The sequence below is a fragment of the Streptomyces ardesiacus genome (genome assembly GCF_003112575.1).
GTDB lineage: Bacteria > Actinomycetota > Actinomycetes > Streptomycetales > Streptomycetaceae > Streptomyces > Streptomyces ardesiacus.
On record NZ_BEWC01000001.1, the window covers coordinates 1,406,805 to 1,433,707 of the forward strand.

A 26,903-nucleotide genomic window follows, 5' to 3' on the forward strand; every position below is an offset into this window, starting at 1 on the left:
CACCGCCGCCGGACTGGTGAAGTGGCCGGTGTGGAATTCGTGGCTCTGCTCGGAATCGGGCTCCTGACCGGTGTGACCACCGTCCTGTTCGGGTTCGGCGGCGGTTTCGTCACCGTCCCCGTCGTGGTGTGGGCGGACTCCGCGCTCGGCGCGGACGCGATACGGGTGGCGACGGCCACCTCGGCCCTGGTCATGGTGGCCAACGCCGCCTTCGCCACCGTCGTCACGCCCCGCCGGGTGCTGGGCGTCCTCCGCGGCGGCGGCCCGCTGCTCCTCCTGCTCGGCGCCGGCGCCTCGGCCGGGGCACTGGCCGCGCGTCACGCCCCGGCCGGGCTGATCCGCTGGGCGTTCGTCGCGTACGTCGTCCTCACCGTCGTCGACCTGCTGCTCCGCCCCGGCTTCCTGCGCCCGCGCGCCCGGGCCGCGGTGGCCCCGGGCGCGCCGCGCCCCTTGCCGGCCGCCGTCGGCGCACCCGTCGGCGCGGTCGCCGCCTTCCTCGGCGTGGGGGGCAGTGTCATGACCGTTCCCGCGATGCGCCGGGCCGGGCACACGATGCACGTCGCGACCGCGCTGGCCAACCCGCTGACCCTCGCGATCGCGCTCCCGGCCGCCGCCGTCTTCCTGGGCGGCTCCGGGGGCCTTGTCGGCACCCAGGCCGACGTGACCCTGGTGGGCCTCGTCGACCCGCGCGCGGCCGGAGCACTGCTGCTGGGCGCCCTGCCGGTGATCGCGGTGCTGCGCCGACGTCCGCCGAGCATCCCCGACCGCCTGCACGCCTGGACGTACGTCGGGCTGCTGGCCGCGGTGGCCCTCGCGATGGTGCGGTGAACGCTTGACGGCTGCTGTGCGGGGCCGGGGTGCCGGTCGCCGGGAAGGGACCGGGCCGCACCTTCGGCTTCACGCCCTGATCGGCCGTTCGAGCCGTGCGCGGGTGAGATCATGAGCACCTGACTACTACAGCCCTGTAGAAGGGGGACGGTTCATGTTCGACAGCCTGAAGCACCTCAAGGACAAGCTGGAGGATGTCGCCGAGGAGCACGGTGACAAGATCACCAGTGGTCTGGAGAAGGCCGGCGACCTCATCGACGACAAGACCGGCGGCAAGCACAGTGACAAGATCGACGCCGCCGTCGACAAGGCCCAGGACTACATCGAGAAACTGGGCGACAAGAAGGACTGACGACACGCCGTCGCGTACGAGCCCGTGTCCTGTCCGTGCCGAACCGTTCGGCTCCGCCCGGCCCCTCTCCCGGGGCCGGGCGGAGGGAAGCACCGGCCCGCCGGGGCCCCGGGCAGCCGGGCCGACAGCAACAGGTCCAGGGACGAGTCGTTCAGCTCAGGTCCAGTTCGGGCCGGTAGAGGTCCAGCCAGAGGGCGAGGTCCAGGGTCCGTTCCAGGCCGCGCCGGCCCGCCTGACTGCTCATCGGCTCCTCCCGCTCGGCGGCCCGCCGCAGGCGAGCGGGGTCGACGAGGTCGAAGACGGGGTGGCCGGTGCGGGTCAGCAGATCCCTGGCCTGGTCCTGGAGGGCTGCCGCGTACTTGGGGTCCTGCGTGGACGGGTAGGGGCTCTTGACCCGGTCGTACACGGACTTCGGCAACACGTCCGCGGTCGCCTCGCGCAGCAGGGTCTTCTCCCGGCCGTCGAAGGACTTCAGCGCCCAGGGAGTGTTGTACACGTACTCGACGAGCCGGTGGTCGCAGAAGGGGACGCGGACCTCCAGGCCGACGGCCATGCTCGCGCGGTCCTTGCGGTCGAGCAGGATGCGCACGAAGCGGGTCAGGTGCAGATGGCAGATCCGCCGCATCCGGTACTCGACGTCGCTCTCACCGTCCAGGCGCCGGATGCCGGCCACGGCGTCGCGGTAGCCGTCGGCCACGTACGTGGGCAGATCCAGCTTCGCCGCCAGGTCGGGGCGCAGCACATCCGTGTCCTCTCCCATGTGACGGCTCATCGACACCAGCCAGGGGAACGTGTCGGCGCGGCGGGCCTCCTCGTCGAAGAACTGCAGGTATCCGCCGAAGACCTCGTCGGCGGACTCGCCGGACAGGGCCACGACGGAGTGGTCGCGGATCGCCCGGAAGAGCAGGTACAGGGAGGCGTCCATGTCGCCGAGGCCGGCCGGCAGGTCCCGGGCGCGGACGACCTCGGCGCGGATCTCGGGATCGGCGAGGGCCCGGGCGTCCAGCACGATGTCCTGGTGGTCGGTGCCCGCGGCGCGGGCGACGTCGTGGGCGAAGGGGGTGTCGGGGGTGCCCCGGAGTTCGTCGGCGACGAAGTTCTCGGTCTGCCCCGTGAAGTCCACGGCGAAGCTGCGGACCTTCTCACCGCGTTCACCCAGCTGCCGGGCGGCGAGCGCGGTCATCGCGGAGGAGTCCAGCCCGCCGGAGAGCAGGGTGCAGCGGGGCACGTCGGCGACGAGCTGGCGGCGCACGATGTCGTCGAGGAGCGAGCGGACGTGCTCGACCGTGGCGTCCCTGCCGTCGGTGTGCGCACGGGTCTCCAGCTCCCAGTAGCGGCGCCGGCGCAGGCCCGAGCGGTCGACCGTGACGACGGTGCCGGGTTCGACCTCACGGATGCCGTCCCAGACGGCGTGACCGGGCGTCTTGACCATGGTGAGAAGTTCCCTCAGTCCGTCGAGCCGGACCCGGCGGCGGGCCAACGGATGGGCAAGGATCGCCTTGGGCTCGGAGCCGAACAGCACGCCGTCCGCGGTCGGATGGTAGTGGAGCGGCTTGATGCCCATGCGGTCGCGGACCATGACGAGCTTGTTCTCGCGGCCGTCCCACAGCGCGAAGGCGTACATGCCGTTGAGGCGCTCGGGGAGCGCGTCACCCCATTCGAGGTAGCCGCGCAACACCACCTCCGTGTCGGATCCGGTGGCGAAACGATGCCCCCGGTCCGCGAGTTCACGGCGGAGTTCGGTGAAGTTGTAGGTCTCTCCCGAGTAGACGAGCGCGACCGTGCCGTGGGGGGTTTCGGCGCTCATCGGCTGCCGGCCGCCGGGCAGGTCGATGACGGCGAGCCTGCGGTGGCCGAGCGCCGCGGGCCCCTGCGTCCAGACGCCGCGGTCGTCCGGCCCACGGCAGGCCATCGTCTCGGTCATCGCATCCAAGGCCGCCCTCTCGGTGCCGAGATCACGGGCGAAGGAGACCCAGCCGGTGATGCCGCACATACGCAACCTCCTGAGTCCGGCCCGCCGGGCGACCCCGCCACGACCAGTCGTTTTGCGACTGCGAGCGCGTCGACGGCGAACCAGTTGTAGGTCCCATCTACATTTCGAGCGTGCGACATGGAAGCAAGTGAGGTCAACGTGGCCGTCACGGAAGGGCCGCGGAGCATCTTTCGTTTTCAGCCAGCCTTTGCGAGCGCGATACCGTCGGCCGCCCTCAGGCAGGGCAAGGCTCGCGTGGAATCGGCCACGCGCAAAGTCTTCCCCAACCGTCCGGTCCGGGCGCATCCCGGATCGGGTGCATCCCGGTCCGGGCGGCAGCGGAGGGCACTTGGGTTCGCGTCACAGGGTTGCGGGTGCGGTCGCCGGTTGCCCTGTGACGCGGCCAGAGCGACGACGGCGGCTGCGTCACCCCGCCAGGTCACGTGTGCAGTCGTACGAGTTCGTCTGCCCGGCGGTGGTCCTTGGGGCGACCGAGGGCTCGCCGCATGCGGATCAGATCGTCAAGTGCGGCGTAGCGGATGGTGAAGCCCGCGGGGTCGCGCGTGGTCTCGGCGCCGGTCAGGCAGGGCGTGACATCCATGTCGCCCCAGGGAAGGGCGGGGGTGCACAGGTCTCCGCCGGCACCGGTGACCCGGTACCCCACCTGTTCGCGGCCGAGATCGGGTAGTTCGGTGCAGCCGCCCAGGGCGAGGGCGTCGCGCAAGGCACGTGCCTCGTCAGGGGTTCCGTCCCACAGCAGGTCGAGGTCCCCGGTCAGTTCGGTGGAGCCGTGCATGATGCCGGCGACCTGGCCGATGACCACCGCGCGGGAGCCCGCGTCATGGAGTGCTCGGAGGAAGGGGAAGGGATCGAAGCCGAGTGCCCCGTCCGTGGCGAAGGTGCCCAGCAGATCGTCTGCCTCCTCTGGGCGGCGCCCGACGGGGCTACGGTCCCGCGTGGCGTCCCTGGTCCGGGCGATCGCCTGCCGCAGGCGCAGGGCGGCTGTCTGGCTCATGCGCCCATTCAACACACTCCGGCCCGAATGTGATCGCCTGTACCCAGGGAGCGGACAACGAAAGACCCCTCAGCAGGACATCGTCTCAGTCGCGGCGGTACCGGGCGGCCATCGCGTGGAACACCTTCTTCGGTTCCCAACGGGTCTCGTCGAGCATGCGAACCACGCCGTAGGAACCCAGATCGGCCCTTCCGGGCCTGCTGTAGCCGGCGAAGGTGAACCAGAGCGCGGTGTCCACCCCTTCCTCTTCGAAGGCGTCCAGCAGTTCGGTGAAGTAGCGGACCTGCTCGTCCTCGTCCGGAACCGCGTCGTGGGGGACCTGCCAGGCCGAACCACCGCGGTCGCCCGCGCCCCGGTAGGCGCAGGTTCCGTACTCGGTCACCGCGACGGGCTTGCCGTGTGCGTGGTGTCCCCGCAGCTCGGACCGGAAGGTGTCGGCGTTGTACGCGGCGCGGTAGGCGTCGATGCCGACGAGGTCGAACGGACGCCAGTCGACGAACTCCCAGGGAGCCGAGGCGTAGGTGACGCGCCCGCCGAAGTGGGCACGCACCGCTTCGGCGACCTGTGGGAGGAAGGCGTTGAGGCGCTCCTGTACCGGGCCGAGGCCTTTCCACCATTCCATGTCCGCCTCGGCCATGGTCCGCAGACGGTCGCCGTAGGTGTCGCCCGGGATGAAGCCGCCGCAGAACGCGGTCATTTCACAGCCCGCGACGAACACCACTTCGGCGCCGCCGCGTCGTACGGCTTCGGCCCGGCGGGCACAGTCGGCGAAGAACGGCAGCAGCCGGCCGGCGGGAAGGTCGACGGGGAACGGGGCGAACCACACCTCGAGCCCCGCGGCCGCGGCACAGCGGGCGGCGATGCTCAGCCGTTCGGGATCACGGCCGGAGACGCGTACGGCATCGCAGTGGAGCTCGTCCGAGATGACCGCCATGTCATGCCGGACCGTTTCAGGGGTGAAGGTCTTGCGGGAGAGATCCTGTCCGGGAAGGAACCCGGTGTCGTAGTTGATGCCCCGTGCGCGCACGTCACTGCTCCTTCAGGTGGTGGACGCCGTGCTCCAGCAGGGCGAAGGCGAATTCGGCGTCCAACACGGCGGCGAACGCCCGCTGTTGCCGACGGAGCAGGGCGTTCGTCTGCTCCTTCTTGCGCTCGCGAAGCCCTGTCATACGGTGACTGTAGACATACCCGGTTCAGAATGGCACCGGGTCTGGAGACGGAGTGGACCGCGGCCGCGGTGAGGAGCGATCAGGAGCCAGGAGAAAGTGCCCGTTGTGGGGCGCGGACTGGTGTGAGCGGGTGGTCGGCCGGCCAACGGTTCCGTCTTCCCGGCCGTCTCCGACGGACTTGCCCCACTTGGGGCGCGTGTCTGGCCGACCACCACGGGGGATGCGGAGGCGGGCGCCGGCGGCCCGGGGCGCGCGGTGGAACTCCTGGAGCAGGCCCGCCGTGCTGTACGCCGACGCGGCGGCTCCGCACGAGGACGCGAACCGGCCGGCCGCCGTGGCTCCCGGACCGGCGGCGGACCTGTACCGCACCACGGAAGCCCCGCGGACCGAGCGCGACCCGGGCCGACCCCACCGGCTCCCCGGTCGTAGCAGCAGGATGGGCTGTGACTCCGGCTGCGGCAGGGGCGTTGCAGGTCGGCCGACGCCAGGTGGGTGGGGCACGGGCCGGGACACTCGCGGGGCGGGTCGACCATCAAGCGACGTCGAGCCGGCCGTCCGCAACGAGGCGGCCGTGCCGGTCGCAGGCGTGGACGCGTGGCTGCGACCGGCACCATGGCAACGGCCCTCAGACGACGTCGAACTCGTTCCCCTCCGGATCACGCATGGCCGCGGCGTAGAGCCCCATCTCCGGCTCGTCCTTGAGCCTCAGCAGGGTGGCGCCGGCTTCGACCAGCCGGTCCACGGCGGCTCCCACCCGCTGTGCGCGCACGTCCAGCGGGACGTCACGGCCTCCACCGACCTTGAGGTCGAAGTGCCACCGGTTCTTGGTGGTCTTCGGCTCCGGAACCTGCTGGAACCACACGCGCGGTCCCCGGCCCTCCGGATCGACGATCGACTCCGGAACGTCGCCGGCCCCGGGCGGCAGCTCGTCCGCGGGTACTCCCCTCGCCTCTCAGTAGGCACGCCACGTGGCGTGCCCGTCCGGCGCGGGCTCGGGCACATAGTTCAGGGCCCGGGCCCAGAACGTCACCATTCTCTGCGGATCGGAGCAGTCGATCGTCAGCTGCAGTGTCATCTCCATGCGGGGAGCCTCCCAGACGGGTCTGACAGACGGCCCCCTTCCCCAACCCCCTTGAGGGTGCGGTCTTTTCCGGGCCGACGATCCCAGAGGGGCGGGTGGCTACTGGGTCGACGACGACGGGCACGGCGCTGCAGCACCGTGGCCTCTGCGCCGGAAGCCGGACCGGACGGGCCCTCCCTTCACCCGCCCGGCCCTCGTCCATCGAGAGGACCCGGCGGGACCTGCTTGCGCACGTGGAAGCGCAGCATGGTGACCCCGTCCGACTGGACGGTGCTGAACGGTTCCAGATCGATCCGGTCGAGACCCGGCGGTACGAAGCGGACGCCGTCGCCGAGGAGCACGGGCAGCACGTACACCAGGATCTCGTCGACGAGGCCGCGCGCCAGGCACTGGGCGGCCACGTCGGCGCCGAGGATCTCCAGGTTCTTGTCGCCCGCGGCGCGGCGTGCCGTGGACACGGCTTCCTCGATGTCGCACGTGAGGAAGGTGACGTCGGGGTCCGGCTCGTCGGGCGGACGGTGGGTGAGGACGAACTGCGCGCCGCCGTCGTAGCCGGTGTTCTCCGCGGACATGCGCTTGCCGACCTCGTACGTGCCGCGGCCGATCAGCATGGCGCCCGTGGCCGCCATGACCTCCGGGAACATCGCCGACGTCATGTGCTCGAAGACCCAGTCCATGGTGTGGCCGGGACCGGCGATGAACCCGTCGAGGGACATCGCCCTGTTCACGACCACCTTGCCGGTGCTCGCATCCGTCATGGTCTTCTCCAGGCAGGTGGAGGGCCGGGATCGCATCATAGGGCGATGAGCAAGATCTTCTCCGGCGACACCCACGACCTGGACCTGCCCGATGGCGCCACCGCGGTGTCCATAGACGTGCTGATGCCGGCCGTGTCCGATCTGGCGTCCGACGACTGGGACTTCAGGTCGAGCGCTCGCCACACGGCCTCGTGCCACGGGGGAGGGGGGGAGTACGCGGTGGCCGGCTGTGGCGTTACATCACGTAGTGACTGGCCTGTGTCCCCAGGACGTTCAGTAGGTTCAGGGCCTCGGCGCTGGGAGACCCCGGCGGCGCGGTGTAGAGCACGAGGTACTGGTCCCGGTCGGTGAGCGCGAGGACGTCGCAGTCGACGGTGACTTCCCCGACGGCCGGGTGGCGGAAGGTCTTTGTGAGCATCGGCGTGTTCTGCACGTCGTGCCGTTCCCAGAGGCGGGCGAAGTCGGTACTGACATCGCGGAGTTCGCCGATGAGGCCGGTCACCGCGGAGTCGCAGGGATAGCGGGCGAGGGTGGCGCGGAGCTGCTTCACCACGCCCAGCCGGAACTCGGCGGCGTCGGAGAGCCCGTAGAGCGTCTCATTGGCGCGCTGCGGCCCGGGGAAGGCCCGGCGCGCGAGGTTGCGGTCCTCGGGGGCGAGCGGGGTGAAGTCCCCCATGAGGGCGGCCGCGAGGTCGTTCCATGCGAGGACCTCGAACGCGGCGGACATCACGAAGCCGGCCGTCTGCGGCAGTCGTTCCAGCAGCGCGAGGATGCTCGGGCGGACGTCGCGCCGGTGCAGTCCGCTGCGGTTCGGCGCGGTGCCCGCGAGGACGTGGAGGTGGTCGGACTCTGCGTCGGTGAGCCGCAGTGCGCCGGCGATTGCGGCCAGGACGTCGCCCGACGGACGGGGCGCCCTGCCCTGTTCGAGGCGGATGTAGTACTCGGTGGAGATGTGCGCGAGAACTGCTACTTCCTCGCGGCGAAGACCTGGTGTGCGCCGGCGCGGACCGGAGGGGAGGCCGACGTCCTGTGGCCTGAGCCGCTCACGGCGGCTGCGGAGGAATGCCCCGAGTTCCTGCTTGTCCATACGGCAAGTGTGCACGCAGCCCGGCGGCGGATCCTGGTACAGCCTGTGCCTGTATCCGGTCGGCGGCCGGCCGGACGCTGTTGCCATGAAGGACACCACGAACAGCATGAACACCACGAACGACACGAACACCACGAACGACACGAACACCACCAACGCCACCGGCAACGCACCCATCGGCATGCTCGCCGGCAAGATCATCTTCATCACCGGCGCCAGCCGCGGCATCGGAGCGGCTGCGGCCCGGCTCTTCGCCTCCGAGGGCGCCGCCGTCGTGCTCGCCGCCCGCAGCACCGACGCCCTCGACCGCATCGTGCATGAGATCCGCGCCGACGGCGGCGTCGCCGACGCCGTCACCTTGGACCTCGCCGAGGCCGCGAGTGTCCGCGCCGCTGTTGACCAAGTCGAATCGCTTCACGGACGGCTGGATGGCGCCTTCAACAACGGCGCGGCTCCCCAGCGGCAGTTCGGCCCGGTCGAGACCACCAGCGACGAGGACATCGACGAGCAGTTCGCCGTGAACTTCCGTTCGCACTGGACTGCCATGACCGCGGAGGCAGCGCTCATGCGGCGGGGCGGGGGCGGGGCGATCGTCAACACCTCCAGCATCGGCAGCCGCCGCGCGAACCCCGCTCTGCCCGCCTACGGCGCCATGAAGCGCGCGCTCAACAGCCTTACCGAGACCGCCGCGGTGAACTGGGCCGGTGACCGTATCCGGGTCAACGGCATCACCCCCGGTGGCACCTCCACGGAGATGATCGACACTTGGGAGGCAGCGTCTCCCGGCATCGTCAAGCGGATGACCGCGACGATCCCGCTCGGTCAGATGGCCGAGCCCCGTCAGATCGCCGAGGCAGCGGCGTGGCTGCTCAGCGACCGCGCCTCGTACGTGACCGGCGCGATCCTGCCGGTCGATGGCGGCGCCGGCGCCTAGACAAGAGTGGCTCGGGTCCGAAAGCCGCCGGAACCGTGTCTCAGCGGCTATGAAGGTGCAGGTCAAAGGGTCTGCGCCCCACACTCGCGAGGATGCCCCCCCGACCCAATTGCCCGGTGGACGTCAGCCGGGGAGCGGCACCGCAAAGTCGTCAGCCGCCCCTGCCCTGCCCCGCCGCCGGGCCCCGCCGCCGACGATGAGTGGGAGCTGTACCTGGCAACCTCCACCGACACCACCGCCCCGGCTTCGCACCCGGCCGAGGCGGAGGCGGCGGATGGCCGCCGAACGGGATCCGCTGCTGGAGCGGGCCGAAGACCGTCGCCCGGCCGGACTGGGGTCCGACCGGGCGACGAGGGGTTCACGGCTCCGGAAGCGCTCCCGGGGCCGCGGGTGCATCAGTAGTAGGTGATGTCCCAGTGGTTCGCCCAGCGCTCGTCGGCGTAGTCGACGACCGTCTTGCCACCGGACGTCACGCGCCACACCCAGGCTCCGTCGCCGCGCTTGTGGTGCTTCGTGGCGTGCCCCTGGATGTAGCTGGTGACGCAGGAGGTCCGGCTGATGTCGACCTTGTAGCCGTTCCAGTGGCTGTACGTACCGCCCGCGTGGTTGGTCTCCGTGCCGCCGGTGACGGTGATCTTGCAGCCGCTCTTCTTCTTCAGCGCGATGACGCCGTCGACCGTACCGACCCGGATGCCCTCCAGGCTGGTGCAGTTCTTGCGGTTGCGGTCGGTGCAGTTCCCGCTGGAGACGCGGCTGATACCTGCCGCCTTCAGCTTGGCCGCCGCCTGAGCGTCGCTGAGCTTCGCACCGCCTCCGGGCGTGCCGCCCCCGCCCCCGCTGCCCCCGCCACGGACCAGGGCGGCCCAGGTGTTGGTCCCGGCGATGCCGTCGGCGGTGAGGCGGTGCGCCGTCTGGAAGGCCTTGACCTTGGTGGTGGTGGCGGGGCCGTAGACGCCGTCGGTCTTGACGGTGTGGCCGTTGGCGGTGAGCTGGTGCTGCAGGGCGGTGACGGCGGTGCCCTTGGTGCCGGGCTTGAGGGTGGTGACGAGGCGGGTCCAGGTCTGGGGGCCGACGATGCCGTCGGTGGGGAGGTGCTGGGTCTTCTGGAAGGCCTTGACCTTGGCCACGGTGCCGGTTCCGTAGACGCCGTCGGCCTTGACGGCGTGGCCACGGGCGGTGAGCAGGAGCTGAACGGTCGTCACGTCGACGCCTCGCTGCCCCGACTTCACCGTCGGCCAGGACGCCTGAGCGGCTGCTGCGGCCGCTGTGGGTGCCGCGGCCGTCGCGGACACGGGTGCGGCGGCGGGAGCCGGCATATGGGGTGCGGCCGTCGCCGCGGCACCGGTCGAGAGGGCGGTGGCGAGCAGTGCCGCCGAAGCGATGAGACGGACCCGGTGGGCTGCGGTACGCATGGTGCGATTCCTTACGTGGTGGATACGGGTGTTCCGGTCACTTGCGGGAGAGGGCTTCATCGGGACACCAGGGCGGTCCAGGTGTTGGTCCCGGCGATGCCGTCGGCGGTGAGGCGGTGCGCCGTCTGGAAGGCCTTGACCTTGGTGGTGGTGGCGGGGCCGTAGACGCCGTCGGTCTTGACGGTGTGGCCGTTGGCGGTGAGCTGGTGCTGCAGGGCGGTGACGGCGGTGCCCTTGGTGCCGGGCTTGAGGGTGGTGACGAGGCGGGTCCAGGTGTCGGGGCCGACGATGCCGTCGGTGGGGAGGTGCTGGGTCTTCTGGAAGGCCTTGACCTTGGCCACGGTGCCGGTTCCGTAGACGCCGTCGGCCTTGACGGCGTGGCCACGGGCGGTGAGCAGGAGCTGAACGGTCGTCACGTCGACGCCTCGCTGCCCCGACTTCACCGTCGGCCAGGACGTCCCGGGCCGAGGAGGAGCCGGCGTGCCGCCGAGGTTGGCCAGGGCCCGCAGCTGGGCGAGCGTGCCGCGGTAGACGTTCCGGTCGGCTTTGCCGACGGTGTTCTTGGCGCCGGGCACACCGGGGACGCGCTCGGTCTCGGTGTACTGCCAGAACGTCCAGGAACCGGCCCCCGGCACGGACTGCGGCTCACGGGAGCCGCTGCCGTAGCGGGCGAGCCACAGCGGATAGTCCTTGAAGACCTGCCCCTTGCCCGCCATGCAGCCGTTCACGAAGGAGGCCCGGGTGTAGACGATCGGCGTCACCTTGAACGCCGCCTTTACCCGCTTCAGGAAGACGTCCAGCTGGCCGGCGCGCAGCGCCTTGGGGCAGACCTCCTTCCCGTTCACCCACACGCTCTCGACGTCGAGCACCGGAGGCAGCTCGCCCGGCTTCGTCCCGCTGTACCCGGCGGCGCGTGCGGTGCGGACGAAGTGGTCGGCCTGGGCGGCACCGTCCCCCGTGCCCTTCGGGTCGAAGAAGTGGTACGGGGCCCTCAGGAGCGACGTCGCCGAGACGGCCTTGAAGTCGCGGGCGAACCAGGGGTCCTGGTAGCGGGCGCCCTGCGTCGCCTTCAGGAAGGTGAATGCGTTCTTCTGGGCGACACGTTTCCAGTCAATGGGCTGCCCGGTCGCGTCGTGGTTGTGGTGGCTGGTGTCGATCCCCTTGACCGCGTACGAACTCGGCGGCGCGGCCGCGCTCTCGGGCGCCGTGGACAGCAGCGCGCCGCCTGTGAGGGAGGCGGTGGCAACGCCGAGGGCTGCCAGGCGCAGGGCGTGCGAGGGACGCATGGGCATGACGGATCTCCTTGGTCAGGGCCGTGAAGGCGTGAAGAACGTGGTCGGACGACCGAGTGGGGGGATGGCTCAACCCTGCCCCGACTTCCGGGGTGGTTCCTACACTTCCGGCGGGTCAGCTGATTCATTCACGGGTGACGCCTGATGCACGCCGCTGACCTGCGGCTATGCGCGGGCAGGCAGGGGAAGGTGCATCAATGGGCGTTGAGCGCGACCAGCACGCGGACGCGGCACGGCACGAACTCGCGCAGCTGTTGCGCACCTGGTGGAAGGACGACCCGAAGAAGATCACGCAGGAGTCGCTGGCCCGTCAGATCACCGAGCGCGGTGTGAAGATCAGCCAGGAGATGCTGTCGCGCTATCTGAAGCAGTCCCGGCCCACGCTCGCCCGGCCCGACGTGATCCGGACGATGCACCAGGTACTGGGCCGCCCGCCCCAGGAGCTCACCACCGCGCTGGACCTGCACGCGCGGGCCGCCTCCCCGACGAACCGGCCACGGCTCACGACGGTCACCGCGGCCGCCACCCAGGGCGAGTCATCCGCGCGGGAGCCGGTGAACGCACCGGCGGCGGCCAGGCGCAGGAGGTGGCCCTGGGCGGCCGCCGCGATCGCCGCCGTCGTCGCCGGAATCGTCGCCGTCACCGCCGCCATGACGGACGGGGACGACGACACCTCGGCCAAGGGCGGCCCCGACTCGCCCACCGCCTCCTCGTCGTTCTTCGCCGGGCACCCTTCGCCCACGCCCTCGACGGTGAAGTGCTGGCGGAAGTCCTGCTACGGCGTCGACCCCAAGTACGCCACCTGCGGCGAGGACGCCGCCACGTACTACACCGGCAAGGGACACGGAATCCTCGTCGAGCTGCGGTTCAGCCCGTCCTGCCAGGCCGCCTGGGCGAAGATGACCGGCACCACGCAGGGAGACGTCGTCCGGGTCACCAACAACGCCGGAGACACCCGCCACTACACCCAGCAGTGGGGCCACGACGCCCACTCCCCGATGGTCGAGGCACTCAACCCCGACACCGCCAAGGCCTGCGCCGGCACGTCCCGCGGCCGAGTCTGCGCGACCACTCCGGCCGATCCAAACCCCACCCCCACTCCTACTGCCGCCCCGAGCGGAAGCTGAGCCAGGCGCTCCCGCTTACTGGGGGAGTGGGGCACTCGGCCACGTGTGCGTGCCGCCTCGAGCCGTGCCCGTCCGTGTGGCTCTCCTGCGGCCGTCCGCCGCGTCCAGGGCACCGGCGATTGCGAAGTGGTGTCCGCCTTGTGAGCGTGGGCGGCCAATCGGTGCAAGGCACAAGGGGCAGAGAAGTGACAACCACCAACCACCCCCGGCGCTCCTGGGCAGGTCAACCTTACGGAAGGCTCGCCACGTCCCGCGGGGCAACGTAGGGACGGGTGACTTGAGGTCGGGGCTGCTGCACCGTGGGCCTCGATCGAGCGGACCGCCTGTCCGCGGTTCGAGCGGCCTGTCACCGCGCGGGAGCCGCCTCTGCTCCTGGACGAGTATCTGCCGGCCCCGATGCTCGCGCCCCGCAAGGATGCCGCGGCGGGGAGCACCGCCACCGGGCTCACCGCCGGACGGCACGCAGTCCGTCCAGGAGCAGCCGCAGCCCGAACTCGAAGTGTGCCGTGAAGTCCGTACTGGTGAGCACCGGCAGGGTGGCGGCGAGGTGCGGATACGTCCCTGCCTCCACCACCGCCTCGCGCAGGACTCCCGCGTTGGCCGGCCCCCCGTCGTCCGGCCGGAGGGCGGCCTGTTCCTCCAGGGTGTGGCCGACGGTGAAGTGGGACACCGTGTAGAGCGCCCGCGCCGCCTCACTGTCGCTGAAGCCCGCCGCACGCAGCACCCCGATGAGGCCGTCGGCGAAGCCCAGGGTGTTCGGGCCGGTCGAGTGCGTACCGGCGTAGACGCGGGCGCCGTCGCGATGGGCGAGCAGGGCTGTGCGCAGTGCTCGGGCCAGGCGCGCCACTTCCTCGCTCCAGTCGTCGTCCCCGGCCGGGCCGGTGGCGTCGGCGACGCCACCGACCATGTGCTCGGCCATGGCGGTGAGCAGGTCCTGTTTGGTCGCGAAGTAGCGGTACAGCGCACCGGCCTGGACACCCATCGCATCGGCGAGCCTGCGCATGGTCAGCGCGTCGAGCCCGGACTCGTTCAGCAGGTCGAGGGCGGTCCGGACGGTGCGGGCCTGGTTGAGCCGGGCGGGCCGGCCCCTGGCAGGACTTGACGGTGTGCTCATGGACCCCACTATAGTGAACGCCGTTCACGTGAACACTGTTCACTAAATAGAGGAGGCCATCTCTGATGGACACCGATGTAATCGTCGTAGGCGCCGGCCCGACCGGGCTGATGCTCGCCTGCGAGCTGGCACTGGCGGGCGTACGGACCCGGGTCCTGGAGCGCCGCACCGCACCGCAGCGCCATTCGCGGGCGCTGAGCCTGCACCCGCGCAGCGTGGAACTGATGGACCAGCGGGGACTGCTCGACCGGTTCCTCCCGCTCGGCCGGACCGTGCCGGGCTGGCACTTCGCGGGGTTGCCCACGCAGCTGGACTTCGGTGCCCTCGACTCCCGGCACGGCTACACCCTCTTCCTGGCCCAGGCGCGCACCGAGGCGATCCTCCAGGAGCGGGCGTACGAGCTGGGAGTGGAGATCAGCCGGGGACACGAGATCCTCGGCGTGAGCCAGGACGGCGACGGGGTCGAGGTGGAGACCTGCGTCCCCGGCGGCGGCACCGAGACCGTACGTGCCCTGTACGCGGTCGGATGCGACGGCGGGCGCAGCCTCGTACGGCGGACCGCGGGGATCGGCTTCCCCGGCGCCGACGAGACCCTGACCGGGATACTCGGGGACTTCGCGGTCGTCGACCCCCGGCCCGGCGCCCTCGATGCGGCACGGGCCCGTGGCGTGATCGTCGCGCCGCTGGAGGGAGGGCTCACCCGGTTCGTCTGCCTGGATCCGGAGCGGATGCGGGTCCCGTCCCGGGAGCCGGTGACCCTGGAGGAGTTCCGTACGTCGCTCACCCGGATCACCGGCTCCGACTGCGGGGTCGCCGAGCCCGACTGGCTGTCGCGTTTCGGCAATGCCACGCGGCTCGCGGAGAGCTACCGCTCGGGACGGATCCTGCTGGCGGGCGACGCCGCCCACATCCACTTCCCCGCGGCGGGTCAGGGGCTCAACACCGGGCTCCAGGACGCCATGAACCTGGGGTGGAAACTGGCCGCCGCGGTGCACGGCTGGGCCCCGCCCGGGCTACTGGACAGTTACGACGCGGAGCGCCGGCCGGCCGGCCGGTCGGTGACCGAGAACACCGAGGTCCAGACACTGCTGGCGGAGCTGACGCTGATCTCGGAGTACCAGCGCCCGGCCGCGGCCCTGCGGTCGCTCCTCGACCAGCTGCTGGGCATCGCGGAGGTCAACCGCCGGCTCGCCGATCAGGTCTCCGCGCTCGACACCCACTACCCGCCGGCGGACCCGGGCGCCGACCCGCTGGTGGGGCGGCGTATGCCCGATGTGGGACTGACCGCCGCCGGTTCGGCGGCGACACGGGTGTACGAACTCCTCACTCAGGGCCGCTTCGTTCTGCTCGCTCTGACGAAGGACCCCTCCCCGGGGAAGGCCGTCGACACGGACCGGGCCTCCCGGGTCACGGCCGTATCCGTCGACACGTACGACGAGCACGCCGAACTCGACGGGGTCACCGAAGTGCTCGTACGCCCCGACGGACACGTCGCGTGGGCCACCCGTACCGCCGACCACGCCACGCGCCGCGACGAGCGGGTCCAGGCGCTGACCGCCTGGGCGGGTACGTCCTCCTCGAGGAGCTGATCATGTCGGTGACCCGCGTCAGTCCACCGTCCGTGCACAACCCGTCCGACCAGATCACCCAGGTCGTCACCGTCGACGGAAGGCGGCTCGTGCATCTCTCCGGGCAGGTCGCCTGGGATGAGCGAGGACGGCCCGTGGGACTCGGTGACCACGGGGCCCAGGCGGCACAGATCGCCCGTAACCTCGACGCCGCACTCGCCGCGGTCGGCGCCACCCGTGACGACATCGTCGACGAGACGGTCTACGTCGTCGACTACACCCCGGAGCTGCTGCCCGCGATCTTCGGGCCGCTGCGGGCCGGTGTCGCGGAAGCACCCGCGAGCACGCTGGTGGGCGTGTCCGCGCTCTGCGCACCGGGGCTCCTCCTGGAGGTCAAGGTGGTCGCCGTGCTCCCCGGATCAGGGAGCCAGGACCGGGCCGTACCGGCCGACGCCGGCACCGAGGCGGGCGAGCCCGCCAGGGCACACAAGACGGACGGTGACCAGGATCTCGAAACGGCACTCACCCGCCGGGCCTGGGAGGACCCGTCCTTCGCCGCACGACTGGAACGCGAGCCCCTGGAGGCCCTGGCGTCGATGGGGGTGGCGGTGCCCCCGGGGCTCAAGGTGCAGGTCAGGCTGCAGAGACGCGACACGCTGTACTACGTCCTCCCCCCCGCTAAACGACCGGACGAGCCGGACCGCAGGGAGCCCGTGGACCTCATGGACCTGTGGCGCAGCGGGGACAACTTCGTCTGGCTGCTGCCCGAACGGCTCAAGACCGAACTGCTGGCCATGCGCCGCGGTTTCCACGAGGCCCGCACCGCCACCGAGACGACACGGAGCAGCACATGAAACACGACGCCGGCACTCGCCATACCCTCCGGCTCGTCAACGACAACTCCTACCGGGAGAGGCTCGTCGCCGACCCGAAAGCCGTGCTGTGCGAGGAGTCGGGCCACCACCCGCACGAGGACTTCGCCGTCGAAGCAGTGGAACAGCGTCAGGACACCGTCGTCATCCTGCTCCCCGCGGAACCGGAGCACGGCGAGGACTTCGAGGAGCGGCTCGCCGAGGTGTCCCAGCGCGTCTACGACGTGCTGTTCTCGTCCGGGGTCGGCGGCTTCCTGATCCCCGACGACCGTCTGAAGTGGGTGCTGCGGGACATCCGCTCCGCCTGGGCGGCCAAGGCCGGAACGGAGGGGTGATGACCACCTTCGTTCTCGTACACGGTTCGTGGCTCGGCGGCTGGGCCTGGGAGCGGGTCGCCCCCGGACTGCGGGCGTCCGGCCACACCGTCCTGTGCCCCTCGCTCGCCCCGGCCGAACCCGGCGTCGGGCTGCGCACCCACATCACCGAGATCGTCGGTCTGATCGACCGCCACGAACTCACCGACGTGACCCTCGTGGGCCACAGCTACGGAGGCATGGTCATCACCGGCGCCGGACACGAGCGACCGCGGCGCGTCCGGCAACTCGTCTACCTGGACGCGTTCTTCCCCTCGCCGGGCCAGTCGGCCTTCGGCCTCCAGCCTCGCCTGCGCGACGCGTGCGATGCCGCTGCCGCTCTGCGGCCGGAGAAGGAGGCGTGGCTGATCCCTCCCTTCGGTTTCGAGACCATGGGTCTCACGGGGGCCGACCTGGAGTGGGTGACCGCGCGGGCCAAGCCGATGAGCCGGGCCACCCACGAGGAACCCCTCCCGGACCCGGTGTCCGGCCGGCCTCGACCACCGGCGACGTACATAGGGTGCGGAGGCTCACCCTTCTTCGCCGGCACTGCGAAGACCGCGCGCCGGCGCGGGGCCCGGCTCCTGACCATCGAAGGCGCCGCCCATATGGCATCCGTCACCGACCCCGAGCGCGTATGCGCCGTGCTCGGCCGGACCGGCTGAGGCGTCAGCCCCTCGTCAGGGGCCGGGCGCGGGGGAGGGGGGAGTACACGGCCACCATCCCGGCGGTGCGCTGTAGAGCGCGAGGTGCAGGTCGAGGAGCCGCGCTTGTGGGCTCAGTGCCCTGCGTGCGTGGCGTGGGGTGACAGGCCGAGCAGGGGTAGCCACACCGTGTCCACGATGTCGACGATCGTCTCGTCCGGCACCGCGCCCATGGTCATCAGCATGTCGTGGCGCACCAAGTCGAAGGGCAGGTTCACCACGCGTGCGGAGCGCGGCACATCCGTGAGTTCGCCGCGCGCGGCGGCCCGGTCGACGAGCTGCGCGAAGGGCGGCGTCCGGTCCGCGGGGAGGAGCCGGTCGCGCAGATCGCTGAAGTCGGTGCCCGTCTCGCGGAAGTAGTCCGCCAGATGGATGCGCAGGAGTATCACCGTACGGCCCCGCTCAGCGTTGACCGTACGCAGGAGGGTGAGGGCGTCTTGGCGCAGGCTGCCGGTGTCCGGGATGCCGAGGGGGTGCCAGTACCGGGTGAGTGTGGCGATGAGGAGGTCCTCGCGCTGCGGCCAGCGCCGGTAGAGCACTGGTTTGCTGGTTCCGGCGCGGGCTGCGATGGCCTCATAGGTGAAGCCGTTGTAGCCGTGCTCGAGGAGTACGTCCCAGGCGGCACCGGTGATCGCGTTCTCCAGGGCGGCGCCCCTGCGCCGGGTGGGGGCGCCTTCTTCATGGCGGTCACTCACTGGTACCCCCCTATGTCGATTTTCATAGCACTGGCCTGCGATTGGATCCGCTTGCGTATCTTAACCTGCGGCCGTAGGGTCGAGGCGAAAAGAAACGCGCCCGTATCTTATTGGTGCTGTGTGTCAAGCAAGGGAAACGCACATGTCCATGATCAATGCCGCGCTGGTGGAGTCATTCGACGAGCCGCCGCACTTCCGCTCCATCCCTGCCCCCGAGGCTGCCCCCGGCCAGGAAGTGGTGGACGTCCTCGCCGTCGGCGTGCACCGTGCCACCAAGGGAATCGCCGCGGGCAAGCACTACACCAGCCCCAAGAAGCTGCCTGCCCTGGCCGGTGCCGACGCCGTAGTCCGCCGGGCCGACGGCACCCTCGCTTTCATCATGCCCATGGGCGCGGGCTCGCTGGCCGAGCGCATCGCCATCGACCCGGCCACCGCCATCCCCGTCCCGGACGGAACCGACCCCGCGCTCCTGGTCGCCACCATGAATCCGGCTCTGTCCTCGTGGGCCGCACTGCGCACGCGCGTCCCGTTCCAGGCCGGGCAGTCGGTCCTGGTGCACGGCGCGACCGGCAACGCGGGATCGATGGCCGTCAAGGTCGCCAAGCATCTTGGAGCCGAGCGCGTGATCGCCGCCGGGCGCAACCGCGCCCGCCTCGACGAACTCGCCGCCGAAGGCGCGGACGACATCGTCCAACTCACCCCGGACCAGGAGGTCACCGCGGCCACGCTCGCCGAGACCGCCGCAGAGGTCGACGTGGTCCTCGACTATGTATGGGGACCTCCCACCGAACTCGCCATGCAAGCCGTCCTTGAGGCACGTACCCAGCACACCCGCCTGCTCGACTGGGTGCAGATCGGCGGCATGGGCGGAGACACCATCACGCTGTCCGGACACGCCATGCGCTCCAACGCATTCCGCGTCCTGGGCAGCGGCATCGGAGCGGTCCCCATGGACGTCATGCAACGGGAGTTCACCGAGCTTATCGCCGCGATCGCCGCGGGAGGCATGGCCGTGCGCCCCCACCCCTTCCCGCTCGACCAGGTCGAGACGGCCTGGGCCCACCAGGACGCACCCGGCGAACGCACCGTCATCCTCCTGTGAGACGCCCGCCGCCGGCTCGGGTACGGCGAGCGGCTGGTGCATCAGCAGTCGCCCCCTGTCGGACTCTTTGCAGTGTGAGCGCACGGTGGCGAGGCCCGTGCCTTCGAGGTCGGCAATGTCAGGGAGGGAGCAGCGGTCGTGTTCGTACCAGCCGTGCCACTGACCGATGCGAACGGCCGTGTGCTGGGTGCGGCGAAATCGCGGCGCTCCATTTCGTCACTCTCGTGGCTTGGCGGATGGCAGAAGCCCTCAGTCAGCAGTAGGGGTAGGGGGCGGTGATGAACTCGGTCAGAACCGTGCCGCCGGGATCGAGTGCATAGACCCCGCGTCCGCCGAACAGATGGTTTATCTCGCCCTCTTCGGTCTTCTGCGGATCTGCCCAGTACCTGATTCCCTGACCTTTCAGACGCGCCAGGATGCCGTCGAACTCGTCGTCCGTCACGAGAAAAGCGAGGTGGCTCTCGTTGATGCGGTCCGACGGGACCAAGGCGTCGGCGAAGTCGATGCCGACGTTGTTCGCTGTATCCACTTGGGTGAACAGACCCCAGTCACACGGGGCCGGCCCTCCCAACAGCTCCGCCAGGAAGGCGGCGGACTCCCGCCGGTCGCGGCAGTGGACGATGATGTGGTTGAGCTCATTGGCCATGGTGCTTCCTTGGGGAACGTGAGCGGCTCAGCGCCCTTGATGATCTTTCCGGTGGGCCGGTGCGCAGATTGCTTCCCGGCTGGTTACGCGGGGCGATGCCGGAACTCGGCATCGTTGGGGCGGTTGCCGAGCAAATCGGCGTCGCGTCGGCGATGTTCGAGTGAACCGCTACTGTCCCCCCCCCACCCGGAGCCTGGTTGGTGGGCCTTCGCCCTCCCACGGGAGCGGTGCGCTGGTGGCGAAGGCCCGCACGGCGACGCAGTGGGAGAAACCGGGGCAGGGACGATGCGGTTCCGGGTCACAGGTTCCGGGCGACGGCCCAGGTGCGAGCGCGGTCCTGGGCGTCGAAGAGGTCGGTATGAGTGACCATGATTTCAGTGGCCCCGGCGTCGAAGTAGCGGCGCAGACCAGCAGTGACAGTGTTCTCGTCGCCGGCGATCAGCAGGTCCGCCGCACTGGACAGTCCTTCGGTTGCGATGACCTTTTGGTAGGACGGGATGCTGTCGTAGAAGCCGAGGGCGGCCGAGACGTGGCTGCGGGCGGCCGCGGCGTCGTCGGTGACCACCGCTGGTACCCCGGCCACGATGTGCGGGGCCGGCCGCCCGGCCGCGGCGGCGGCTTCGGTGATGGCCGGCACGATCTGTTCGGCCAGGGTGCGAGGCCCGGCGAGGAAGGGAATCGTTCCCTCGGCCAGCTCGCCCGCCGCCGCGAGGGCCCGCGGCCCCATCGCGGCCACCAGGACCGGGACTTGCGGCGCGGCTCCGGGCACGGCCGTCGGGCCGGCCGGGCGCGACGACAGCGTCTGTCCCTCGAAGGCAGCGTCGTCGCCGTCCAGCAGCGGACGCAGCGCGACGAGGTACTCGCGCAGGTGCTGGATCTGCGGCGGATACGGCAGGCCGAACTGCGGCTCGAGTACCGAGCGCGCGCCGAGCCCGACACCCAGCCGAAAACGCCCCGCGGTAGCCGCCTGCGCGGTCTTCGCCGCCGCCGCGAGCAGCAGCGGGTGGCGAGGGTACATCGGCACGACCGAGGTGCCTACGCCGATTCTGGGTTCCGCCCGGCCCACCAGCGCGGCGAGCTGGGACGCGTCGTAATCCGCCGCCTGCCCGAACCACACCGTGCGCATCCCGGCGTCGGCCACCTCGTGCGCGAGTTCCACAGCCCGGTCCACGAGGTTGGTCATGCCGGGGTCCTGGGCGAACGTGCCTCCCAGAAACACTCCCGTCCTCTTCCCGACAGGGTTCATCACGAGCTCCTTCGCCTGATCGGGGCCGCAGGGATGCGTCGTCCTCACCACCGCGGCCTGCATCGTGCCGCGCAGCAACTGATTACAGGTTCTGCAATCACTGTACAGCTTGATTGCAGGCTCTGCAGTCCCTACTCTGCGTGTCATGGCACGATGGCCGGGCGGCACGCCGGAACGACTGCAGGAAGCCGCGATCGAGTTGTTCACCGAGCGCGGCTACGAACGCACGACCGTCGCCGAGATCGCGACGCGCGCCGGCCTGACCGAGCGCACCTTCTACAACCACTTCGCCGACAAGCGCGAAGTGCTCTTCCCAGGACAGGACTCGTTCATCGCCGGGGTGCAGGACGCGCTCGGCAGGGCACCCACCGAGCAGTCTCCGCTCGAAGCGGTCCGCGCGGTCTTCACTGCTGGCAGTGACTGGCTCGACCAGCGCCGGAACGCGGCAGAGCGCCGCAGACACATCCTCGACGCACACCCTGACCTGCGGGAACGCGAATGGGCGAAACTGGCGGCCCTCGCCGCTGCGATCGCGGACGCGCTGCGCGGACGGGGCGTTCCCGAGCCTGCTGCCACGCTGACAGCAGGCGTCTCCGTCACCGCGTACCACTGTGCCGCAGCCCGGTGGCTGGCCGATCCGCAGCACGGCACGTTCGGGCAACACCTCCACGCAAGCTTTGACGAGCTGCACCGTACCGCCCGCAACTGGTGACGTCGCCGAATGCGCGGACATGGCGGCGGCTTACTGACGTCGGTTCGACCTGGGACTCACGGTGCCCCGTGCCCGTTGCGCGACAGACCCCGTCGGTCGATCCCGTGCGGAGACGCGACGACGAACTTCCGGCAACCCGCAATCCGCAGCCCGGCAGGCAGGATGGTGTGTCCGAGCAACGGCTGATCGGCCCCGTCACGTCAGACGGCGGTGAAGCCGCCGTCTGCGGGTACTACGGCTCCGGTGACGAAGCTGGAGCGTGGTGAGGCGAGGAAGCAGAGAACCTCGGCGATCTCTTCGGGCTGTGCGACTCGGCCCAGGGGCTGGGCGTCGGCGAACGATGCGAGGTAGGCACGGCTGTCGGGGCGGATCGTGTCGAGGAAGTCGGTCTCGATGACGCCCGCGGCGACGAGGTTGGCGCGGATGCCCCATGGCCCGCCTTCGACGGCGAGCACCTTGGTCAGCTGGGTCAGGGCGCCTTTGGACGCGCTGTAGGCGGTGCCTTCGGGCAGGGCGACCGTGCCGGCGTAGGACCCGGTGCTGACGATGCTTCCGCCGCCCCGGCTCCGCATGGCCCGGAAGGCTTCTCGGGCGCAGAGGAAGGATCCGCGGGCGTTGACGGCCATCACGGTGTCCCAGTCTTCGGCGGTGGTTTCGGTGACGGGTTTGTTCAGGGTGCGTCCGGCGTTGTTCACCAGGATGTCCAGTCCTCCGAAGGTGTCCAGCGCCGAGCGGACCGCGTGGACGGCGGTCTCCTCCCGTGTGATGTCGCCCCGCATCGCGAGCACACCGGGGAATTCTTCCTGCAGGGTCGTGACGTCGGGACGCAGGTCGACGGCGACCACGTGGGCGCCGCGGGCATGGAGCAGTGCCACGGTCTCCCTGCCGACGCCGCGCGCGGCCCCGGTGACCAGCGCGGTCTTCCCGGCGAACTCGGATGCTTCGGCAGAAGCGGCGGTGGGCGTCATGATGAGGCCCTCTCGTAAGGATCGGGGTCGCGCGCGGTTTCCCGCGCCGACTGTCTGGGCTGCTGTCGGTCACGCACTCACGAGGCAGACGACACAGGAGATGAGCGCGCTTGCCGGGCGTGCGCACCGGTGGCGTCGTGGACGCTCGGCGGGCGGGTTGTTCAGTGTGCGGTGAGGCCGCCGTCGACGACGATTTCCGAGCCGGTGACGAAGGAGGAGTCGTCGCTGGCGAGGAAGAGGATCGCGGGAGCGATCTCATCGGCGCGGCCGGCTCGGCGCATGGGGGTGCGCTGGATGTCCGCTTGCTGGTCGCCCTGCTCCTCCAGGAGATCCTGGATCATCGGTGTGGCGATCACTCCGGGATGGATCGAGTTGACCCGTACGCCCTGCCTGGCGTACTCGACCGCGGCCGTCTTGCTCAGCAGGCGCACCGCGCCCTTCGACGCTTGGTAGGCCGCGGCCGCGCCGCTGCCCACCAGGCCGAGCACGGACGAGGTGTTGATCACCGACGCGTTGCCGCTCGCTCGCAGCAGCGGCATCGCCGCCTTCATACCCAGCCAGGTGCCTTTCTGGTTCACATCGATCACGCGGTCCCACACCTCCTCCCGCGTGTCCTCGATACCCGGCCAGTCCAGGATTCCAGCGACGTTGACCAGCACGTCCAGCACGCCGAAACGATCGCGTACGAGGGCCGTCACCTCCTCCCAGTTCCGGGCGGAGGAGACATCGAGGAGGGCGGTCGCCACCTCCGCGCCACCCGCCTCGATGCGCCGCGCCAGCTTCTGGAGGGGCTCCTGGGCCACATCGGTGATCACCAGCCGGGCACCCTCCTGGGCGAAGAGTTCCGCGGTCGCCGCACCGATCCCCCCGGTCGCTCCCGTGATCAGGGCCACCTTGCCCTCAAGACGTCGTCCGGTCATGAATACGGTCCTTCTCTTGCGTTTGATACGTCTGTCACTGACTGCTGACTGCTGACTGCTGACTGGTACCGGCCTCGGCAGTCGGTCCCCTCCCAGGAGGAGTCGGTCTCCCCGACCGGAGCGACTGCCGCCCGAACCCCGTTGTCCCGCTGGGCTCGCCGCCCCGCTACGACGGGCGCGACTCCCGGTACAGGACGAGGTGTTCGTGGTAGAGCACTCCGTCGCGGATGTCCCCTGTGGCGGTGAACCCGGTGTCGTCGACGTAGTCCAGGTGACTACCGGTGACGGTGTAACGGCCGGTGTACGCACTGGCCCGCTCGCCGCGAGCCTCGTCGTAACGGCCGTCCGGCAGCAGCTCCTGCCGGATGTGCCCGTCCTCGGTCACCCACATACCGACCACATCCACGTGGCCGTCCTCGATCTCGGCCATGGCGGCCCCCTCTCCTCGAACGGTGCGGTCTCTTCCGTTCCACCGAGTCTGCGCAGGTCAGCGGCGGCCAACCAGGACGCATGCTGCCTGGGTGCACCACACCCAGGCAGCCCGGCGGCGCGCCGCCTAGCCTGAAGGCATGGACGACAACCGCATGGGGGACTTCCTGCGCGCACGCCGCGCCGCCCTGCGCCCGCACGACGTCGGGATGCCGAGCCACGGGACCCGCAGAGTCGCCGGGCTGCGCCGCGAGGAGGTCGCCGTCCTGGCCGGAGTGAACGCCGACTACTACACCCGTCTGGAACAGGGCCGCGAAGGCAACCCCTCGCCCCAGGTGATCGACGCTCTCAGTCAAGCGCTGCACCTCGACGAGGACGCCAGGGCGCACCTGTACCGGCTGGCCGGGGCCACGCCCGGCGACCGACTTTCGCCTCACTCCACCGGGCGCGTCAGCCCCGCCCTGCGACAGCTGATGGACGGCTACCCCAACACCCCGGCGTTCGTCATGAACCGCACCCTCGACCTCCTCGCGGTCAACGCGCTGGCCCAGGCCCTCTACTCGGCGTTCACCCCGGCGGACAACCTCGCCCGCATGACCTTCCTCGACCCCGCCGGCCCCACCTTCTACACGGACTGGAACCGGGCGGCACAAGCCACCGTCGCCAACCTCCGCGAGGCGACCGGCTTCGAGCCGGACAACCCGCGGCTGCGTGAACTCGTCGGCACCCTCACCGAGTACAGCGCGGACTTCGCGCGCCTGTGGCAGTCCCACACCGTGCGAGGCAAGACGCAGGACGCCAAACACTTCCTCCACCCGGACGTCGGTCCGCTCACACTCACCTACCAGGCGTTCGACGTACGCGAGACACCCGGCCAGCAGCTCGTCATCTACCATGCCGAACCGGGCAGCCCCAGCGCCCACTCCCTCCACCTGCTCGGCGCCCTGCACGCCACCCGGCGCCAAGACCACTCCCAGCAGACCGCTGATCACCCAACACGGCCCGGAGACCCGCGCCGATAGTGCGGCTTCGCCTCGGGGCCTTTCACAGGTGTGCTCGTGAAACGCCCGACCGCCCGGCGGTCCGCCTGCGGCAGTCATGGTTCATGAGTTACTGCAAGAAGACGTTCCTCCTGAAACACCCCCATGGAACACACCGAGGTGTGAGCGACGACTCCAAGCGAGGAGGACCGGCGGGCGCCGGCGGAGCTGGCCCGCGAGGTGCTCCTCCGGACCAGCTCCAGCCCTGGCGCCCGCTCAGCCGCGGTGCAGGATGCGGCGCGCGCCGTAGGCGGCGGCGCCGAGCGCGAGCACGACCGAGCCCCACAGCACCGAGGCGCCGGGCAGGGCGAAGGCCAGCACGAGGCAGCCGGCGGCGCCGAGCACGGGCACGACGCGCGGCGGGCGGCCCTCGGCCGGGGTGAGGGTCCAGGCGGAGGCGTTGGCGACCGCGTAGTAGGCGAGGACGCCGAAGGAGGAGAAGCCGATCGAGCCTCGCACGTCCGTGGTGGCGGCCAGGACCGCCACGATGGCGCCGACGGCGAGTTCGGCGCGGTGCGGGACCTGGAAGCGCGGGTGGACGGCGGCCAGGGCGTGGGGGAGGTGGCGGTCGCGGGCCATGGCCAGGGTGGTGCGGGAGACGCCGAGGATCAGCGCGAGCAGCGAGCCGGCGGCCGCGACCGCCGCGCCGACGCGCACCACCGGGGCCAGACCGGGCACGCCGGCGGCGCGGACCGCGTCGGCCAGTGGCGCGGTGGTACGGGCGAGCTGGTCGGGGCCGAGTACCGCGAGCACGGCGAGCGCGACGACGGCGTAGACGACCAGGGTGATGCCGAGCGCGGTCGAGATCGCGCGGGGGATGGTGCGGGCCGGGTCTCGGACCTCCTCGCCGAGGGTGGCGATCCGCGCGTAGCCGGCAAAGGCGAAGAACAGGAAGGCGGCGGCCTGGAGCACGCCGTGCCAGCCGTTGCCGGTGCCGATGGTCCAGCGGCCGGTGTCGGCGGTCGAGCCGGTGAGGCAGGCGGTGACTACGGCGGCGAGCACCGCCAGGACCACGGCGACGACCGCACGGGTGAGCCAGGCGGCCTTCTGCACGCCGACGTAGTTCACCGCGGTCAGCGCGACCACGGCGGCGACCGCGACGGCGTGGGCCTGGGCGGGCCAGACGTAGGAGCCGACGGTGAGGGCCATCGCCGCGCAGGAGGCGGTCTTGCCGACCACGAAGCCCCAGCCGGCCAGGTAGCCCCAGAAGTCGCCGAGGCGTTCGCGGCCGTAGACGTAGGTGCCGCCGGACCGCGGGTAGCGGGCGGCGAGCCGGGCGGAGGAGAGGGCGTTGCAGTAGGCCACCACGGCCGCGAGCGTCAGGCCGAGCAGCAGCCCGGAGCCACCGGCCGCCGCGGCGGGGGCGAGGGCGGCGAAGATGCCCGCGCCGATCATCGAGCCGAGGCCGATCACCACGGCGTCGAACACGCCCAGGTGCCGCTTCAGTTCTCCCGGTCCGGCCGGTGGAGCCGACGTGTCCATGCCCTTGCCTCTCAATGACGAGCAT

At 70.7% G+C, this 26,903-nt stretch carries 27 protein-coding genes and 1 pseudogene; 11 read left to right on the top strand and 17 right to left on the bottom strand.

The annotated features are described in order from the left end of the window. Positions 1–39: 39 nt before the first annotated feature. Together Sdi02f_RS06130 and Sdi02f_RS06135 are read left to right on the top strand one after the other, a co-directional pair. The gene (locus Sdi02f_RS06130) at positions 40–828 is read left to right on the top strand and encodes a TSUP family transporter (protein ID WP_037824790.1); all 789 of its coding nucleotides are present in this window, start codon (positions 40–42) and stop codon (positions 826–828) included. Between the two features lie 154 nt (positions 829–982). Next, positions 983–1,180, top strand: a complete 198-nt coding sequence (locus tag Sdi02f_RS06135; RefSeq protein WP_053639679.1) for an antitoxin — start codon at positions 983–985, stop codon at positions 1,178–1,180. A gap of 151 nt (positions 1,181–1,331) precedes the next feature. On the opposite strand, the gene asnB is transcribed toward Sdi02f_RS06135, so the two are convergent. The 7 genes and pseudogenes from asnB to Sdi02f_RS06165 all read right to left on the bottom strand — a co-directional run bounded on the left by asnB (position 1,332) and on the right by Sdi02f_RS06165 (position 8,262). Continuing rightward, positions 1,332–3,173 carry an asparagine synthase (glutamine-hydrolyzing) gene (gene asnB / locus Sdi02f_RS06140; protein ID WP_030401175.1) on the bottom strand — a complete coding sequence of 614 codons (1,842 nt, stop codon included), beginning with the start codon at positions 3,171–3,173 and terminating at the stop codon, positions 1,332–1,334. 418 nt (positions 3,174–3,591) lie between these two features. After that, the gene (locus Sdi02f_RS06145) at positions 3,592–4,167 is read right to left on the bottom strand and encodes a hypothetical protein (protein ID WP_108932829.1); all 576 of its coding nucleotides are present in this window, start codon (positions 4,165–4,167) and stop codon (positions 3,592–3,594) included. 85 nt (positions 4,168–4,252) lie between these two features. Then, on the bottom strand, positions 4,253–5,194 hold the full coding sequence (locus tag Sdi02f_RS06150; protein WP_108932830.1) for a glycoside hydrolase family 113 protein: 942 nt from the start codon (positions 5,192–5,194) through the stop codon (positions 4,253–4,255). Between the two features lies 1 nt (position 5,195). Beyond that, positions 5,196–5,336: a hypothetical protein gene (locus Sdi02f_RS35565; RefSeq protein WP_158726279.1), complete on the bottom strand. Its 141-nt coding sequence runs from the start codon at positions 5,334–5,336 to the stop codon at positions 5,196–5,198. A gap of 625 nt (positions 5,337–5,961) precedes the next feature. After that, positions 5,962–6,417: pseudogene (locus Sdi02f_RS06155) on the bottom strand (VOC family protein). 179 nt (positions 6,418–6,596) lie between these two features. Beyond that, on the bottom strand, positions 6,597–7,175 hold the full coding sequence (locus Sdi02f_RS06160) for a dihydrofolate reductase family protein (RefSeq protein WP_051783390.1): 579 nt from the start codon (positions 7,173–7,175) through the stop codon (positions 6,597–6,599). A 235-nt stretch (positions 7,176–7,410) separates the two neighbouring features. Beyond that, positions 7,411–8,262, bottom strand: coding sequence for a helix-turn-helix transcriptional regulator (locus tag Sdi02f_RS06165; RefSeq protein WP_108932831.1), 852 nt, complete (start codon positions 8,260–8,262; stop codon positions 7,411–7,413). 181 nt (positions 8,263–8,443) lie between these two features. On the opposite strand from Sdi02f_RS06165, the gene Sdi02f_RS06170 reads away from it, so the two are divergent. Continuing rightward, entirely contained in the window at positions 8,444–9,196 is a 753-nt protein-coding gene (locus Sdi02f_RS06170) for an SDR family NAD(P)-dependent oxidoreductase (RefSeq protein WP_245962156.1), read from the top strand. Positions 9,197–9,591: 395 nt separating this feature from the next. On the opposite strand, the gene Sdi02f_RS06175 is transcribed toward Sdi02f_RS06170, so the two are convergent. Both Sdi02f_RS06175 and Sdi02f_RS36260 read right to left on the bottom strand, forming a co-directional pair. Then, complete coding sequence (locus Sdi02f_RS06175; RefSeq protein WP_108932832.1) at positions 9,592–10,608, bottom strand: peptidoglycan-binding domain-containing protein; 1,017 nt, start codon at positions 10,606–10,608, stop codon at positions 9,592–9,594. 56 nt (positions 10,609–10,664) lie between these two features. Then, a complete protein-coding gene (locus tag Sdi02f_RS36260) occupies positions 10,665–11,900 on the bottom strand; it encodes a GH25 family lysozyme (RefSeq protein ID WP_245962139.1) in 1,236 nt (411 codons plus the stop codon). Between the two features lie 197 nt (positions 11,901–12,097). Here Sdi02f_RS36260 and Sdi02f_RS06185 point away from each other — a divergent pair, with 197 nt between their 5' ends. Next, entirely contained in the window at positions 12,098–13,027 is a 930-nt protein-coding gene (locus Sdi02f_RS06185; protein ID WP_108932833.1) for a DUF2690 domain-containing protein, read from the top strand. Between the two features lie 445 nt (positions 13,028–13,472). Here Sdi02f_RS06185 and Sdi02f_RS06190 read toward each other — a convergent pair whose 3' ends face one another. After that, the gene (locus tag Sdi02f_RS06190) at positions 13,473–14,141 is read right to left on the bottom strand and encodes a TetR/AcrR family transcriptional regulator (RefSeq protein ID WP_108932834.1); all 669 of its coding nucleotides are present in this window, start codon (positions 14,139–14,141) and stop codon (positions 13,473–13,475) included. Positions 14,142–14,206: 65 nt separating this feature from the next. On the opposite strand from Sdi02f_RS06190, the gene Sdi02f_RS06195 reads away from it, so the two are divergent. Genes Sdi02f_RS06195 through Sdi02f_RS06215 form a run of 4 tightly spaced genes read left to right on the top strand, consistent with a single transcriptional unit; the run spans position 14,207 to position 17,599 of the window. Next, on the top strand, positions 14,207–15,730 hold the full coding sequence (locus Sdi02f_RS06195) for a monooxygenase (protein WP_108932835.1): 1,524 nt from the start codon (positions 14,207–14,209) through the stop codon (positions 15,728–15,730). Positions 15,731–15,732: 2 nt separating this feature from the next. Next, positions 15,733–16,563: a Rid family hydrolase gene (locus tag Sdi02f_RS36265; protein ID WP_245962140.1), complete on the top strand. Its 831-nt coding sequence runs from the start codon at positions 15,733–15,735 to the stop codon at positions 16,561–16,563. Continuing rightward, entirely contained in the window at positions 16,560–16,916 is a 357-nt protein-coding gene (locus Sdi02f_RS06210) for a hypothetical protein (protein ID WP_108932836.1), read from the top strand. Before Sdi02f_RS36265 ends, Sdi02f_RS06210 begins: the two co-directional genes overlap by 4 nt. After that, positions 16,916–17,599 (top strand): alpha/beta fold hydrolase, encoded by a 684-nt coding sequence (locus Sdi02f_RS06215; protein WP_108932837.1) that lies wholly within the window; start codon positions 16,916–16,918, stop codon positions 17,597–17,599. Before Sdi02f_RS06210 ends, Sdi02f_RS06215 begins: the two co-directional genes overlap by 1 nt. Before the next feature lie 113 nt (positions 17,600–17,712). Here Sdi02f_RS06215 and Sdi02f_RS06220 read toward each other — a convergent pair whose 3' ends face one another. Continuing rightward, a complete protein-coding gene (locus Sdi02f_RS06220; RefSeq protein WP_108932838.1) occupies positions 17,713–18,333 on the bottom strand; it encodes a TetR/AcrR family transcriptional regulator in 621 nt (206 codons plus the stop codon). A 142-nt stretch (positions 18,334–18,475) separates the two neighbouring features. On the opposite strand from Sdi02f_RS06220, the gene Sdi02f_RS06225 reads away from it, so the two are divergent. Continuing rightward, a complete protein-coding gene (locus Sdi02f_RS06225) occupies positions 18,476–19,435 on the top strand; it encodes a quinone oxidoreductase family protein (RefSeq protein WP_108932839.1) in 960 nt (319 codons plus the stop codon). A 253-nt stretch (positions 19,436–19,688) separates the two neighbouring features. Here the strand turns inward: Sdi02f_RS06225 and Sdi02f_RS06230 are convergent, their stop codons facing one another. Both Sdi02f_RS06230 and Sdi02f_RS06235 read right to left on the bottom strand, forming a co-directional pair. After that, positions 19,689–20,081: a VOC family protein gene (locus Sdi02f_RS06230; RefSeq protein WP_030401162.1), complete on the bottom strand. Its 393-nt coding sequence runs from the start codon at positions 20,079–20,081 to the stop codon at positions 19,689–19,691. Positions 20,082–20,379: 298 nt separating this feature from the next. Further along, positions 20,380–21,327 carry a TIGR03564 family F420-dependent LLM class oxidoreductase gene (locus tag Sdi02f_RS06235; protein ID WP_174843316.1) on the bottom strand — a complete coding sequence of 316 codons (948 nt, stop codon included), beginning with the start codon at positions 21,325–21,327 and terminating at the stop codon, positions 20,380–20,382. Between the two features lie 145 nt (positions 21,328–21,472). Here Sdi02f_RS06235 and Sdi02f_RS06240 point away from each other — a divergent pair, with 145 nt between their 5' ends. Beyond that, complete coding sequence (locus Sdi02f_RS06240; RefSeq protein ID WP_053663966.1) at positions 21,473–22,039, top strand: TetR/AcrR family transcriptional regulator; 567 nt, start codon at positions 21,473–21,475, stop codon at positions 22,037–22,039. Between the two features lie 200 nt (positions 22,040–22,239). Here Sdi02f_RS06240 and Sdi02f_RS06245 read toward each other — a convergent pair whose 3' ends face one another. The 3 genes from Sdi02f_RS06245 to Sdi02f_RS06255 form a co-directional block, all read right to left on the bottom strand. Beyond that, entirely contained in the window at positions 22,240–23,007 is a 768-nt protein-coding gene (locus Sdi02f_RS06245) for an SDR family NAD(P)-dependent oxidoreductase (RefSeq protein WP_030401159.1), read from the bottom strand. Positions 23,008–23,168: 161 nt separating this feature from the next. After that, positions 23,169–23,927 carry an SDR family NAD(P)-dependent oxidoreductase gene (locus Sdi02f_RS06250; protein ID WP_030401158.1) on the bottom strand — a complete coding sequence of 253 codons (759 nt, stop codon included), beginning with the start codon at positions 23,925–23,927 and terminating at the stop codon, positions 23,169–23,171. Positions 23,928–24,093: 166 nt separating this feature from the next. Next, positions 24,094–24,357 (bottom strand): Atu4866 domain-containing protein, encoded by a 264-nt coding sequence (locus Sdi02f_RS06255; protein ID WP_030401157.1) that lies wholly within the window; start codon positions 24,355–24,357, stop codon positions 24,094–24,096. Between the two features lie 139 nt (positions 24,358–24,496). Between Sdi02f_RS06255 and Sdi02f_RS06260 the strand changes: the two genes are divergently transcribed. After that, entirely contained in the window at positions 24,497–25,378 is an 882-nt protein-coding gene (locus Sdi02f_RS06260) for a helix-turn-helix transcriptional regulator (protein ID WP_108932841.1), read from the top strand. A 234-nt stretch (positions 25,379–25,612) separates the two neighbouring features. On the opposite strand, the gene Sdi02f_RS06265 is transcribed toward Sdi02f_RS06260, so the two are convergent. Continuing rightward, positions 25,613–26,878 carry an APC family permease gene (locus tag Sdi02f_RS06265; RefSeq protein WP_108932842.1) on the bottom strand — a complete coding sequence of 422 codons (1,266 nt, stop codon included), beginning with the start codon at positions 26,876–26,878 and terminating at the stop codon, positions 25,613–25,615. Between the last annotated feature and the right edge of the window lie 25 nt (positions 26,879–26,903).

Bases quoted from the DNA above. Each gene is read 5' to 3' on its own strand.
- Sdi02f_RS06135 (WP_053639679.1), top strand. From the start codon at position 983: ATGTTCGACAGCCTGAAGCACCTCAAGGACAAGCTGGAGGATGTCGCC.
- asnB (WP_030401175.1), bottom strand. From the start codon at position 3,173: ATGTGCGGCATCACCGGCTGGGTCTCCTTCGCCCGTGATCTCGGCACC.
- Sdi02f_RS06145 (WP_108932829.1), bottom strand. From the start codon at position 4,167: ATGAGCCAGACAGCCGCCCTGCGCCTGCGGCAGGCGATCGCCCGGACC.
- Sdi02f_RS35565 (WP_158726279.1), bottom strand. From the start codon at position 5,336: ATGACAGGGCTTCGCGAGCGCAAGAAGGAGCAGACGAACGCCCTGCTC.
- Sdi02f_RS06160 (WP_051783390.1), bottom strand. From the start codon at position 7,175: ATGACGGATGCGAGCACCGGCAAGGTGGTCGTGAACAGGGCGATGTCC.
- Sdi02f_RS06165 (WP_108932831.1), bottom strand. From the start codon at position 8,262: ATGGACAAGCAGGAACTCGGGGCATTCCTCCGCAGCCGCCGTGAGCGG.
- Sdi02f_RS06170 (WP_245962156.1), top strand. From the start codon at position 8,444: ATGCTCGCCGGCAAGATCATCTTCATCACCGGCGCCAGCCGCGGCATC.
- Sdi02f_RS06175 (WP_108932832.1), bottom strand. From the start codon at position 10,608: ATGCGTACCGCAGCCCACCGGGTCCGTCTCATCGCTTCGGCGGCACTG.
- Sdi02f_RS36260 (WP_245962139.1), bottom strand. From the start codon at position 11,900: ATGCCCATGCGTCCCTCGCACGCCCTGCGCCTGGCAGCCCTCGGCGTT.
- Sdi02f_RS06185 (WP_108932833.1), top strand. From the start codon at position 12,098: ATGGGCGTTGAGCGCGACCAGCACGCGGACGCGGCACGGCACGAACTC.
- Sdi02f_RS06190 (WP_108932834.1), bottom strand. From the start codon at position 14,141: ATGAGCACACCGTCAAGTCCTGCCAGGGGCCGGCCCGCCCGGCTCAAC.
- Sdi02f_RS06195 (WP_108932835.1), top strand. From the start codon at position 14,207: ATGGACACCGATGTAATCGTCGTAGGCGCCGGCCCGACCGGGCTGATG.
- Sdi02f_RS36265 (WP_245962140.1), top strand. From the start codon at position 15,733: ATGTCGGTGACCCGCGTCAGTCCACCGTCCGTGCACAACCCGTCCGAC.
- Sdi02f_RS06210 (WP_108932836.1), top strand. From the start codon at position 16,560: ATGAAACACGACGCCGGCACTCGCCATACCCTCCGGCTCGTCAACGAC.
- Sdi02f_RS06215 (WP_108932837.1), top strand. From the start codon at position 16,916: ATGACCACCTTCGTTCTCGTACACGGTTCGTGGCTCGGCGGCTGGGCC.
- Sdi02f_RS06225 (WP_108932839.1), top strand. From the start codon at position 18,476: ATGTCCATGATCAATGCCGCGCTGGTGGAGTCATTCGACGAGCCGCCG.
- Sdi02f_RS06230 (WP_030401162.1), bottom strand. From the start codon at position 20,081: ATGGCCAATGAGCTCAACCACATCATCGTCCACTGCCGCGACCGGCGG.
- Sdi02f_RS06235 (WP_174843316.1), bottom strand. From the start codon at position 21,327: ATGAACCCTGTCGGGAAGAGGACGGGAGTGTTTCTGGGAGGCACGTTC.
- Sdi02f_RS06240 (WP_053663966.1), top strand. From the start codon at position 21,473: ATGGCACGATGGCCGGGCGGCACGCCGGAACGACTGCAGGAAGCCGCG.
- Sdi02f_RS06245 (WP_030401159.1), bottom strand. From the start codon at position 23,007: ATGACGCCCACCGCCGCTTCTGCCGAAGCATCCGAGTTCGCCGGGAAG.
- Sdi02f_RS06250 (WP_030401158.1), bottom strand. From the start codon at position 23,927: ATGACCGGACGACGTCTTGAGGGCAAGGTGGCCCTGATCACGGGAGCG.
- Sdi02f_RS06255 (WP_030401157.1), bottom strand. From the start codon at position 24,357: ATGGCCGAGATCGAGGACGGCCACGTGGATGTGGTCGGTATGTGGGTG.
- Sdi02f_RS06260 (WP_108932841.1), top strand. From the start codon at position 24,497: ATGGACGACAACCGCATGGGGGACTTCCTGCGCGCACGCCGCGCCGCC.
- Sdi02f_RS06265 (WP_108932842.1), bottom strand. From the start codon at position 26,878: ATGGACACGTCGGCTCCACCGGCCGGACCGGGAGAACTGAAGCGGCAC.